The organism is Pedobacter westerhofensis (assembly GCF_900182595.1).
Classification (GTDB): domain Bacteria; phylum Bacteroidota; class Bacteroidia; order Sphingobacteriales; family Sphingobacteriaceae; genus Pedobacter; species Pedobacter westerhofensis.
In genome coordinates, this window is record NZ_FXTN01000003.1 from 213,583 (window position 1) to 225,138 (window position 11,556).

Sequence of the window (11,556 nt, forward strand, 5' to 3'; positions counted from 1 at the left end):
TAAGTATTAATTTTACCGGTATAATTTTACTTAAAACAAAAACGAATATGAATCATAGAGGACGTTTTCAGGTACAGGGTAAAAACCTGGAGGATTCCAACAGCTGGGCGCAGGAATCGCCGCTGCTGGCTATCACAGGAATGGAATTATTGAATAATTTAAATGGGCGTTTAAGTATTAACGATGCCAGGATAAGATCAAAGGGCTTTGCCAGATGCAGGCGATTTATTATAGCAGCCAGGGAAAATGGAGGCGTTAATATCTAAAATATGGGAAAACCGCTCATCAAGTCCTTTCCTAAAAATTTCAGCGAAAGATTGGATTTGGAGGTTCATTTAGGAATAGCATTTATAAAAGAATAAAAATGAAAAATCTGATGGAAGTATTAGCTATTGGTAGTTTTGTGGAGGATCCGCAAAACTACTCTGATTTAAAAGATTTTTGGAAACATACATTCACTGATCTGACTGGTTTGCCCGCTACAGCATACGTCAACAATCAATATGGAAACGGGAAAGAAATTCTTGATGGAAATCCTATTTTTACTTCAGTACTTGATGGTAGCAGGGGGATAAGAATTATCCAGACAGAGTTTGATGATGGGCAGCCGGCCCTTTCTTCATGGATAAACGAAACCACTATCGCTGACAGCCGCTTCGAAGAATTGGTAATTGCACTGCAATTAAGCTTTGATACATTTACAGATACAAGCCAGTTGATCAGGTTATATGCGGATGAAACTTTGACACCAGCGATTCTTGAAAGCATCAATGAGAAATATTCTGCATAATATTTCTCATTGACATGGTTCTTTTACAATCGCTCCAGTTTATCAGCAAGCACCTCAGAAATCTTTCGGTAAGAATCGAAAGTCCAGCCGCCGATATGTGGTGTAAGGATTACTTTTGCAGAAGTTTTCAGCTCTTCATACCAACTTTGTTCAGCAAGGTTAGGGAATTTCTCCGCTTCCAGGACATCAAGTCCTGCGCCCATGATCCTGCCTGATGACAATGCGCCCAGAACCGCTTTGGTGTTCACGATTTCGCCCCTCGCAGTATTAATAAAAAATATCTTCTTTTTAAAATGGTACAAATACTCCTCATCCACCATCTGCCTGGTTTCTGCGGTTAATGGAATATGTAAACTCAGAACATCACTATGTTTTACGATCTCTTCCATACTGCATTCCTGTACATAAGCATCAGAAAAACCAGTTTTGTATTTATCATAGGCAATTACCCTTACACCGAATCCCGAAAGTTTCTGCGCAAAGCTGCTGCCCATAAAACCGTAGCCAATGATACCTACCGTTTTTCCCTTCAGCTCCCAGCCACGGTTTCCCTCACGGTCCCAGGTACCGTTCCTGATCTCTGTATCTGCCCTGCGGAGATTATTGATCAGCGATAGTAATAGTGCAACCGCATGCTCACCTAAAGCATCCCTGTTTCCTTCAGGGGCATTGATCAGCAGGATACCTTTTTCATTGGCATAATCTTCATCTATATTATCAAGTCCTGCTCCCGCCCTTGCAACAAATTGAAGCCCCGGAGCGGCATCCATCAGTTCTTTATCAATCCTGAACTTGGTGCGTACGGCAATACCATCATATCCGGCAATTGCCGCCAGTGTTTCTGCTCTTGTAATTTTGGGAAGGTCATCAACTTCATACCCGAGTTGTTCGGCCCGTTCCTTAAATGCAGGATGCAGGTCGTCAACAATTAAAATTTTACCCTTCATCTGTTGTTATAGTTATTTTTGCGCGTTCAGCTACATGCTGCGTGAGGGTAATAAAATCCTGCACACTGAGTTGTTCAGCGCGTTTTTCAAAAAATATATGGTCGTCCATTTTCGCTTTCGGCAATACGCCGGACAAAGCATTGCGCAGTGTTTTTCTGCGCTGGTTAAATCCCGCTTTTACTACCGTCCAGAATAATTTCTCATCGCATGGCAGCGTTTCAACCTTATTCCTGCTTAACCTGATCACGCCCGAATTTACTTTAGGCGGCGGATTAAAAGTTCCCGGTTTTACGGTGAACAAATACTCTATATCATAATAAGCCTGGATCAGGACACTTAATATACCATACTCCTTTGTTCCCGATTTCGAAGCGCAGCGTTCTGCCACTTCTTTCTGGAACATACCCACCATCTCCACGACATTGTCGCGGTGTTCAAGTACTTTAAATAAAATCTGTGACGATATATTATAGGGGAAGTTTCCGATAATGGCAAACTTGCCGGGGAAAACCGCCGTAAGATCCATCTTCAGGAAATCGCCGTTAATCAGCCTGCTGCCCATCTGCGGATACTTTTCATTCAGGAAATGATAAGATTCTGTATCTATATCAATCATGAAAGTCTCCAGGTTTTCCCTTTCCAACAGGATATCAGACAGGATTCCCATTCCCGGGCCCACTTCCAGCACCTGACGGTACTGATCGGTATGAATAAGGCCGTTCACAATCTTTTCCGCAATCTTCCTGTCGGTCAAAAAGTGTTGTCCTAAATGTTTTTTCGCCCTTACCAAACTCATATGCTATCCTTCTTATCTACTGAAAACGGCAACCGCCGTGATCATTGCTGCAAAATAACTAAAGTTTTACGACTAATTGCTTAACAATAACCGCAAACAGCAGTAAGCTTACCAAATGAAAACAAATTACCGTATCAGCTTTACCTGAGTATGCAGGAAGCAGGGAAGTTTCATATTGCTGCGCTATGAAAGGCATATAAATGCGCTGCGACTGCGCTATTTTTCGATATATAGCGCAGTCGCAGCGCAGTAATCGGGCTTGCAAAGCCTTCTGAAGCAGAATTCAGCCCAATGCTTCCGCAGCACTACCCCGAAAAGTCACATAGAAAATTCATGCGGACATAGGTATCTTTTAACAGCAGCGGTGGATGATCCTGGACAAGCAACAGGACATATGACCCATGAAATAACAATATCCTGATGATTTTTCTGTATTTTGCGCTAAATTTTTATTTGAGCATGAGCAATAAAATCAAAATAGGTATCAGTATAGGCGACGTCAATGGCATTGGTTTGGAAGTTATTCTTAAAACCCTGGCCAATCAGAGCATTCTCGATTATTGTACCCCTATCGTTTATGGACATACCAAAGTAGCATCCTATCATAGAAAAGCCCTTGGTTTGGGGGATTTCACTTTCAACGTAATCAACAGCGCAGCGGATGCAAATCCGAAAAAAGCAAATATGATCAACTGCTGGGAAGAAGATGTGAAAATTGAACTCGGCGTATCCACACCTACCGGCGGAAAATATGCACTGTTATCACTGGAAAAAGCTACTGAAGATCTCGTTAACGGAAATATAGATGCTTTGGTTACCGCACCGATCAATAAACATAACATACAGTCAGACACCTTTCATTTTCCCGGACATACAGAATACCTGCAGGAACGCAGCGGCGCGTCAGACGTACTGATGTTTCTGGTGAGTGAGGATATCCGGGTTGGTGTAGTTACCGGGCATATCCCGATCACTGAAGTTGCACAGAGCATCACCAAAGAAAAGATCGTCAAAAAACTGGTCATGATCAACGAGAGCCTTAAAAAAGACTTTTGGATTGAGAAACCAAAAATCGCAGTCCTGGGCCTTAACCCGCACGCGGGCGATAATGGTTTACTGGGGACAGAGGAACAGGATATCATCATGCCGGCCATACAGGAAGCGTTTGACAAAGGCGTGATCTGCTTTGGCCCTTATCCGGCTGACGGATTTTTCGGCAAAGGCAGCTACAAACAGTTTGATGCTGTTTTAGCGATGTACCACGATCAGGGACTGGTCCCTTTCAAAACCATCGCCTTTGGAAATGGTGTAAACTATACTGCCGGAATGAAATTCGTCCGTACCTCGCCAGACCATGGTACCGGATATGATATTGCCGGGAAAAATGTGGCAGACCCTTCTTCATTTATTGAAGCAGTTTTCGCCGCAACACATATCGTAAATCACAGGCGCGAGCAGGAATCTCTGTTAAGCAATCAGTTAAGAAGCGGGGGTAAAATTATTGAAACTGCAGCCGATGTTAAAGATGATGCAAATTAACCTTTAATAATATTTGTAAAACATTTTAGATATCCCAAATTAATTCATACATTTGCGGGCTAAAATTTTGTTACAATTGAAACCTTTAAAACAATGTTCAATCCCGTTTACAGGCTTAAAAATTGGCAAGCATCAATTTGATTTTGAGATTGATAACAGCTTTTTTGACGCATTTGAGTACTCTTTAGTAAAAAAAGGAGAGCTTAAAGTAGATGTGGAGCTGGACAAGCAGGAGACAATGCTGATTCTGATGATTCACATTGCCGGAACGATAAAACTGGATTGCGACAAATGTTTAGCGGAATTTGATTCTCCGATGGATGTTTCCGAAAGGCAGATCGTTAAGTTTGCTGAGGATGATTTGGAGAGTGATGATCTGGAGATCATCATGCTGAACAAAAAGGAAAGCAGTATTGATATATCTGAGATTCTATATGAATTGATTACCGTATCAGTACCCTATATTAAGATCTGTGAGCAGAATGGCGTAGAAGGCCAGAAGTGCGATCAGGAGATGATCGATAGACTGGAAAGCCTGTCTTCACCATCTCAACAGCAAGAAGAAAAAACAATAAGTGACGACCCACGCTGGGAAGCGCTACGAAAATTAAAATAATAATTTAAAATAATAAATCAGCAATGGCACATCCTAAACGCAAGATCTCTAAAAGCAGAAGAGATAAAAGAAGAACACACTATAAAGCGGTAGCTCCTTCTTTCGCTACTTGTCAAACTACTGGTGCAATCCACGTTCCTCACCATGCATACAACGTTGACGGTAACTTATACTACAACGGTAAATTGGTTATTGAAAATACCTCAATAGGTTAATTTTACTGAGAAATTGTTTGTGTTTTCAGCGTGTTTAAGTTTAACTTAGGCGCTTGGAAAAAAAGGCAATAACGCTTTACTCACAAACTGATTTTTTACTATGAAAATAGGTCTCGATATAATGGGCGGAGACTATGCTCCCAAAGCTAACGTTTTGGGAGCAATAGCAGCTCATGAACTCTTATCGCCAAACGAGCATTTGGTGCTTATTGGCGATACTCAGCAGATTAAGCCCATACTTGCTGAACAAGGCTTCAATGCCGATCACTTTGAATACATTCATACCGATGAAGTAATTGGTATGGGCGAACACCCTACCAGAGCAATTACCCAAAAACCAAATTCCAGTATTTCTGTAGGTTTCTCCATGTTGAAAAAAGGAGAAATTGATGCCTTTATCGGTGCCGGTAATTCGGGAGCGATGATGGTTGGCGCGGTATTCAGCGTAAAAACTGTACCCGGAATTATCAGGCCAAGCCTTTGTACCCTTGTTCCTAAACTGAACGGCGGAACCGGCCTGATGCTCGACGTAGGCGCTAATGCAGACTGTAAACCAGATGTTTTGGTGCAGTTTGGTATTGTTGGCAGCTTATATGCCGAAAATGTAATGCATATCAACAACCCTAAAGTCGGACTGATCAATATTGGTGAAGAAGATGAAAAAGGAAATATGCTTAGCCTGGCTACGTTCCCCCTAATGAAAGAATGCAAGCAGTTTAACTTTATCGGAAACATTGAAGGACGTGATCTGTTCAACGAAAAAGCCGACGTTATTGTCTGTGATGGCTTCACTGGAAATATTATGCTTAAACTTGCAGAATCGTTTTATGTGATGACTATCCAGAAAGGCCTTAAAGATGAATTCTTCGACAGGTTCAATTATGAAAATCATGGAGGAAGTCCTGTACTTGGTGTAAATGCACCTGTTATTATTGGCCACGGTATCTCAACACCCAAAGCGGTGAAGAACATGGTGCTGCAGGCCAGGGAAATGATAACTACTGGCCTGGTAGAAAAAATACAGGCTGCTTTTAAATAAATTAAGATAAAAATGAATAAAATTCACGCTGCTATTACTGCGGTTCAAGGTTATGTTCCCGATTATGTACTGTCTAACAAAGAATTAGAATCACTTGTAGATACAACAGACGAATGGATCATATCCCGAACGGGTATTAAAGAGCGAAGAATCTTAAAGGGTGAAGGTCTTGGAACCTCTGATATGGCCGTGCATGCTGTAAATGGCCTGCTCAAAAAACGCGGTATCAGCGCTGAAGAAATCGACCTGATCATTTTTTGTACTACAACCCCTGATATGCCATTCCCGGCTACAGCAAATATCCTTGGAGACAAAATCGGTGCTAAAAACGCATGGGGCTTTGATCTTCAGGCAGCCTGTTCAGGATTTATTTACGGACTTACTACCGGTTCACAGTTCATCGAATCCGGAAAACATAAAAAAGTACTTGTAGTTGGAGGCGATAAAATGTCGTCGATCATCGACTATACAGACAGGACTACCTGCATTATCTTTGGTGATGGCTGCGGTGCAGTACTGCTCGAACCAAACGAAGAAGGCAATGGCATCATGGATGCCATCCTGAAATCAGATGGTGCCGGCAGACAGTTTCTGAACCAGAAAGCAGGAGGCTCAGTCAAACCTGCCTCACATGAGACCGTGGATAACAAAGAACATTTCGTTTTCCAGGAAGGCAAAACAGTATTTAAATTTGCCGTAACCAACATGGCCGATGTTGCTGCCGAAATTATGGACAGGAATGAACTTACTGCTGATGATGTGGCATGGCTGGTGCCTCATCAGGCCAACAAAAGAATTATCGATGCTACCGCCGCAAGAATGGGCGTGGGATCAGAAAAGGTAATGATCAATATTGAACGTTACGGAAATACCACTAACGGCACCATCCCGCTATGTTTATGGGAATGGGAAAGCAAGCTCAAAAAAGGCGACAATATTGTGCTCGCTGCTTTTGGAGGCGGTTTTACCTGGGGTGCTGTTTACATTAAATGGGCGTACTAATTTATACGTAATAAAATATTAACTTAGAGTCTTTATAAGACAGGAATCTTTTCAACAAAATACCAAAAAATGGATATCAAACAAATTCAGGAACTCATTAAATTTGTTTCTCGTTCGGGCGTCAATGAAGTTGCAATTGAACAAAAAGACTTCAAAATCACCATCAAAACCAATCAGGCCCCTACAGTTATAAATACTACTGTACCCGCTGTTGCACCACAGGTGCTGGCAGGAGCACCGGCTGCACAGCCTGCTGCTGTTACAGCAAATGCAGCTCCGGTAGCAGAAGCCGCAGATGATACTTCAAAATATATCACAGTTAAATCACCAATGATCGGAACATTTTACCGGTCGGCAAGCCCTGATAAACCATCATTTGCAAATGTTGGTGATGAAATATCTGTAGGCAAGGTGATCTGTATCATTGAGGCCATGAAGTTATTCAACGAAATTGAAAGTGAAGTTTCTGGAAGAATAGTTAAAGTACTGGTAGACAACTCTTCTCCGGTAGAATACGACCAACCATTATTTTTAGTAGAACCTATGTAATATTTGCTTTTAGCAAATTATCATCTTATCAATTATATGTTTAAAAAAATATTAATTGCCAACAGGGGCGAAATTGCTTTGCGTATTATTCGTACCTGTAAAGAAATGGGCATCAAAACTGTCGCTGTTTACTCTACTGCAGATAGGGAAAGTCTACATGTTCGTTTCGCGGATGAAGCTGTTTGTATAGGGCCGCCTCCGAGTAAAGATTCTTATCTCAGTATCCCCAATATTATATCTGCCGCTGAATTAACCAATGCTGATGCGATTCATCCGGGTTACGGATTCCTGTCTGAGAATGCAAAATTCTCTTCAGTATGCAGAGATTATGGGATCAAATTCATTGGCGCTACCCCTGAGCAGATCAACTCAATGGGTGATAAAGCATCTGCCAAAGAAACGATGAAAAAAGCAGGCGTACCTATTGTTCCGGGATCCGAAGGATTACTGGAAAGCGTAAAAGAAGGTATCGTACTGGCTAATGGAATAGGTTACCCTGTAATCCTTAAAGCTACTGCCGGTGGTGGTGGCCGCGGAATGCGTGTAGTTTGGAAAGATGAAGATTTTGAAAATGCCTGGGATAGCGCAAGACAGGAGTCTGGTGCTGCATTTGGTAACGACGGACTTTATCTCGAAAAATATATTGAAGATCCAAGACATATCGAGATCCAGATTATTGGCGACCAGTATGGTAAAGCATGCCATTTATCTGAACGCGACTGTTCTATTCAGCGCCGCCATCAGAAACTGGTTGAAGAGGCTCCATCTCCTTTCATGACTCCGGAACTGAGAGACCGTATGGGTGAAGCAGCCATTAAAGGTGCCACAGCAGTATCTTATGAAGGTGCAGGAACAATAGAATTCCTGGTAGATAAACACCGCAATTTCTATTTCATGGAGATGAACACACGTATCCAGGTAGAACACCCGGTAACAGAAGAGATCATCAACTACGATTTAATCAAAGAACAAATAAAAGTAGCTTCGGGCGTTCCGATCTCAGGAAAGAATTACTTCCCTAATTTGCACGCTATCGAATGCAGGATCAACGCAGAAGATCCATATAACAACTTCAGGCCTTCTCCGGGAAAGATCACTAACTTCCATTCTCCGGGCGGTCATGGTGTAAGGGTTGATACGCACGTATATGCAGGCTATCAGATTCCTTCAAACTACGATTCAATGATCGCTAAACTGATCTGTACTGCCCAAACACGCGAAGAAGCCATCAGTACCATGGAGCGTGCATTAAGCGAATTTGTGATCGAAGGTGTAAAAACTACAATTCCTTTCCACTTGAAACTGATGAAAGATCCTAACTTCAGGGCAGGAAACTTCACCACAAAATTCATGGAAACTTTTGTTTTTACTGAATAAAAAGATCTAATTATTATATTTAACGTAAATACCATTCTAAATTAAATAGAATGGTATTTTTGTTTGTTTACAAATCGAATTCATGAGTGATAATAGAGCGCAGGACCTTATAGAGGCCGTTAAGAATAAAGGAAAGAGTTTAGAAGCCGAAATGTCCTTTTTTGACCATATTGATGTACTGAGAAAACACCTGCTGCGTGCTTTATTGGCGATTGTAATTTTCACAAGTCTGGCTTTTTATTACTATGACTTTCTGTTTAATACCATTATCATGGGGCCCAAAAGCCCTGATTTCTGGACTTACAGAATGATGTGCAAACTGGCGGCAAGGTTCCCTTCACTGGGTGCCGACTTCTGTATTACCGAAATTAAAGGAAAGATCATCAATACCGAAATGGCCGGTCAGTTTACCCTGCAGATCAATTCATGTGTAATGGCCGGTATTGTCTTCGGTATCCCCTACCTATTATTTGAACTGTGGTTGTTTATCAAACCTGCACTGCATGAGAAGGAAAGAAAATCTGCACGTGGATTTGTCTTCTTTGCCTCACTGCTGTTTTTCCTGGGCGTGCTGTTTGGCTATTTTATTGTCTGCGCACTTTCAGTAAATTTCCTGACAGGTTTTTCAGTGAGCCCGATGATCGAAAACACATTTACCATTGATTCGTATCTTTCTTCAATTGCTACCCTGACCATTGGAACGGGTATCATCTTTGAACTGCCGGTAATCATTTACATTCTGTCAATTTTTGGGGTGATGACGCCAAAATTCATGCGGTCAAGCCGCCGTTATGCAATTGTAATTATTCTGATCATTGCCGCCATTGTAACTCCTACGCCTGATGTGATCACGATGACGGTAGTTGCTTTCCCGCTGTACCTTTTATTTGAACTGAGTATCTATATCTCAGCTTACATTGAACGTAAAAAGAACAGAGAGCTTTACGGCACAAGCAAAGCACCAAACTAATATGAACTAACCCTAATGCCTGATTTACCCGAATAACCTATCAAATACTAAGAATGAAGAAACAATTTTTAAGCACCAGCTTAGCTTTATTGCTATGCCTCAGTTGTGCTGCCCAAAAAAACACCGCAGAAAAATTCAGTGTATCCATCAATAAAGAAAATGCCTACAAACATTTGTCTGTTCTGGCCTCTGATGAATATGAAGGCAGGGAAACCGGTAAAAAAGGCGCCTGGATGGCAGCCGACTATATCAAAAACTATTTCAAAAGCCAGGGCCTGAAAGGTCCGGTCAACGGCGGTTATTTTCAGCCGATAGACATGGTGACCTATAACCTGAGCGGGATGAAGTTTTCCATCAACGGCCAGCCTAAGCAATACGGAAAAGACTTTGTGATTTCTTCCTCAACAGTAACCTTGGACGGTTTTAATTTCAATACCAGCGATATCGTTTTTGCAGGTTATGGATTAGACCAGCAGGGCTATAATGATTTTGAAGGAATAGACGTAGCAGGAAAAGTAGTCCTGTTATTTGCCAACGGAGACCCTACAATCAAAGGCGGAAGCCCTGCTCCGGCAGACCGTGCTTCCAGAAGAAAGATGATGGCGGCCCAACAGGCGAAGATCCAGTATCTGGCCGCGCACAAAGCACTTGCAGTGATACAAATCGATCCGAGTCTTGATCAGATCACTGAAGAAATGAAAGCGAACTACAGCGGTGCAGGTCAGCCTATGCTGAAAAATGCAGAAAATACCGCAAAAATGCAGGGCACGAAAACGTTGGCATCCATCAGGGTAACCACAGCAACTGCAAATGAACTGCTGAAAGCTGCAGGGACCACCGTTGCGGCTTTACAGGAAAAGATCGTTTCTGCTGTTAAACCAGCTTCACAGCTGATCAAAGTTGCAGTCTCAGGCAGTGCCTCAAAAGCTGAAGTTAAGGTAAGGGCAGAAAACGTACTGGGCTTTCTTGAAGGGTCAGATCCTGTTTTAAAAGATGAAATCCTGGTAGTTACCGGCCATTACGACCATATTGGCCTGACTACATCCGGCACGGATAAAGTAAACAATGGTGCAGATGACGACGGTTCAGGCACCACTGGTGTGCTGCTGATCGCCGATGCCTTTGTTAAAGCAAAAAAAGCAGGTAAGGGCCCCAAAAGAAGTATTCTGTTTATGACGGTAGTTGGCGAAGAAAAAGGATTGCTGGGTTCTGAATGGTATTCTGAGCATCCGGTCTTCCCATTGGCAAAAACGATTACCGACCTGAACATCGATATGATCGGGCGCGTAGATGAAGCTCATAAAGACAACCCTGAATATATCTATATCATTGGTTCGGATATGCTGAGCTCTGACCTGAATGCTACAGGCATCAAGGCGAATGAGGACAATATCAAAATGAACCTGGATATGAAATACAACAACCGTACTGATCCAAACCAGTTTTATTACCGTTCTGACCATTACAACTTTGCCAAACACGGTATCCCTGTGATCTTTTACTTCAGTGGCGTCCATGAAGACTATCACCAGCCCGGAGATGAAGTCAGCAAGATCAATTTCGACCTGCTCAGCAAACGTGCGCAATTGGTTTATTACACCGCATGGGAACTTGCTAACGGAGCAAAACGCCCTGTAGTTGATAAAAATGATGATGGCACAGCCAAAAAATAAAAATTACACTTAAAACAATAAAAAACCTGCCCCAACCGGCAGG

The 11,556-nt window shown here is 42.2% G+C and carries 13 protein-coding genes; 11 read left to right on the top strand and 2 right to left on the bottom strand.

Translation table 11 applies throughout. From position 1 onward, the window contains the following. Nucleotides 1-47 precede the first annotated feature (47 nt). Both FN831_RS06325 and FN831_RS06330 read left to right on the top strand, forming a co-directional pair. Complete coding sequence (locus FN831_RS06325; protein WP_142527369.1) at nucleotides 48-266, top strand: hypothetical protein; 219 nt, start codon at nucleotides 48-50, stop codon at nucleotides 264-266. A gap of 98 nt (nucleotides 267-364) precedes the next feature. Beyond that, nucleotides 365-790: a hypothetical protein gene (locus FN831_RS06330; RefSeq protein WP_142527370.1), complete on the top strand. Its 426-nt coding sequence runs from the start codon at nucleotides 365-367 to the stop codon at nucleotides 788-790. 23 nt (nucleotides 791-813) lie between these two features. Here FN831_RS06330 and FN831_RS06335 read toward each other — a convergent pair whose 3' ends face one another. Both FN831_RS06335 and rsmA read right to left on the bottom strand, forming a co-directional pair. After that, nucleotides 814-1,737 (bottom strand): 2-hydroxyacid dehydrogenase, encoded by a 924-nt coding sequence (locus FN831_RS06335; protein WP_142527371.1) that lies wholly within the window; start codon nucleotides 1,735-1,737, stop codon nucleotides 814-816. Next, nucleotides 1,727-2,533 (bottom strand): 16S rRNA (adenine(1518)-N(6)/adenine(1519)-N(6))-dimethyltransferase RsmA, encoded by an 807-nt coding sequence (rsmA, locus tag FN831_RS06340; protein WP_142527372.1) that lies wholly within the window; start codon nucleotides 2,531-2,533, stop codon nucleotides 1,727-1,729. The genes FN831_RS06335 and rsmA overlap by 11 nt, the downstream gene beginning before the upstream one ends. Nucleotides 2,534-2,992: 459 nt before the next feature. On the opposite strand from rsmA, the gene pdxA reads away from it, so the two are divergent. The 9 genes from pdxA (at nucleotide 2,993) to FN831_RS06385 (ending at nucleotide 11,513) form a co-directional block, all read left to right on the top strand. Further along, entirely contained in the window at nucleotides 2,993-4,072 is a 1,080-nt protein-coding gene (gene pdxA, locus FN831_RS06345) for a 4-hydroxythreonine-4-phosphate dehydrogenase PdxA (RefSeq protein WP_142527373.1), read from the top strand. A gap of 76 nt (nucleotides 4,073-4,148) precedes the next feature. Then, a complete protein-coding gene (locus FN831_RS06350; protein ID WP_142527374.1) occupies nucleotides 4,149-4,688 on the top strand; it encodes a YceD family protein in 540 nt (179 codons plus the stop codon). A 23-nt stretch (nucleotides 4,689-4,711) separates the two neighbouring features. Beyond that, nucleotides 4,712-4,903, top strand: coding sequence for a 50S ribosomal protein L32 (gene rpmF, locus FN831_RS06355; protein WP_142527375.1), 192 nt, complete (start codon nucleotides 4,712-4,714; stop codon nucleotides 4,901-4,903). Between the two features lie 100 nt (nucleotides 4,904-5,003). Continuing rightward, on the top strand, nucleotides 5,004-5,942 hold the full coding sequence (gene plsX / locus FN831_RS06360; protein WP_142527376.1) for a phosphate acyltransferase PlsX: 939 nt from the start codon (nucleotides 5,004-5,006) through the stop codon (nucleotides 5,940-5,942). A gap of 12 nt (nucleotides 5,943-5,954) precedes the next feature. Further along, the gene (locus FN831_RS06365) at nucleotides 5,955-6,944 is read left to right on the top strand and encodes a beta-ketoacyl-ACP synthase III (RefSeq protein WP_142527377.1); all 990 of its coding nucleotides are present in this window, start codon (nucleotides 5,955-5,957) and stop codon (nucleotides 6,942-6,944) included. 69 nt (nucleotides 6,945-7,013) lie between these two features. Further along, entirely contained in the window at nucleotides 7,014-7,493 is a 480-nt protein-coding gene (gene accB, locus FN831_RS06370; protein ID WP_142527378.1) for an acetyl-CoA carboxylase biotin carboxyl carrier protein, read from the top strand. 36 nt (nucleotides 7,494-7,529) lie between these two features. Then, nucleotides 7,530-8,870, top strand: a complete 1,341-nt coding sequence (gene accC / locus FN831_RS06375) for an acetyl-CoA carboxylase biotin carboxylase subunit (RefSeq protein ID WP_142527379.1) — start codon at nucleotides 7,530-7,532, stop codon at nucleotides 8,868-8,870. Nucleotides 8,871-8,952: 82 nt separating this feature from the next. After that, entirely contained in the window at nucleotides 8,953-9,840 is an 888-nt protein-coding gene (gene tatC / locus FN831_RS06380) for a twin-arginine translocase subunit TatC (RefSeq protein WP_142527380.1), read from the top strand. 53 nt (nucleotides 9,841-9,893) lie between these two features. Next, entirely contained in the window at nucleotides 9,894-11,513 is a 1,620-nt protein-coding gene (locus FN831_RS06385) for a M28 family peptidase (protein ID WP_142527381.1), read from the top strand. Nucleotides 11,514-11,556 lie beyond the last annotated feature (43 nt).

Excerpts from the sequence above, each read along its gene's own strand:
- rpmF (WP_142527375.1), top strand. The coding sequence starts at position 4,712 with ATGGCACATCCTAAACGCAAGATCTCTAAAAGCAGAAGAGATAAAAGA.
- rsmA (WP_142527372.1), bottom strand. The coding sequence starts at position 2,533 with ATGAGTTTGGTAAGGGCGAAAAAACATTTAGGACAACACTTTTTGACC.
- FN831_RS06325 (WP_142527369.1), top strand. The coding sequence starts at position 48 with ATGAATCATAGAGGACGTTTTCAGGTACAGGGTAAAAACCTGGAGGAT.
- accC (WP_142527379.1), top strand. The coding sequence starts at position 7,530 with ATGTTTAAAAAAATATTAATTGCCAACAGGGGCGAAATTGCTTTGCGT.
- FN831_RS06335 (WP_142527371.1), bottom strand. The coding sequence starts at position 1,737 with ATGAAGGGTAAAATTTTAATTGTTGACGACCTGCATCCTGCATTTAAG.
- FN831_RS06385 (WP_142527381.1), top strand. The coding sequence starts at position 9,894 with ATGAAGAAACAATTTTTAAGCACCAGCTTAGCTTTATTGCTATGCCTC.
- FN831_RS06365 (WP_142527377.1), top strand. The coding sequence starts at position 5,955 with ATGAATAAAATTCACGCTGCTATTACTGCGGTTCAAGGTTATGTTCCC.
- FN831_RS06330 (WP_142527370.1), top strand. The coding sequence starts at position 365 with ATGAAAAATCTGATGGAAGTATTAGCTATTGGTAGTTTTGTGGAGGAT.
- plsX (WP_142527376.1), top strand. The coding sequence starts at position 5,004 with ATGAAAATAGGTCTCGATATAATGGGCGGAGACTATGCTCCCAAAGCT.
- accB (WP_142527378.1), top strand. The coding sequence starts at position 7,014 with ATGGATATCAAACAAATTCAGGAACTCATTAAATTTGTTTCTCGTTCG.
- pdxA (WP_142527373.1), top strand. The coding sequence starts at position 2,993 with ATGAGCAATAAAATCAAAATAGGTATCAGTATAGGCGACGTCAATGGC.
- tatC (WP_142527380.1), top strand. The coding sequence starts at position 8,953 with ATGAGTGATAATAGAGCGCAGGACCTTATAGAGGCCGTTAAGAATAAA.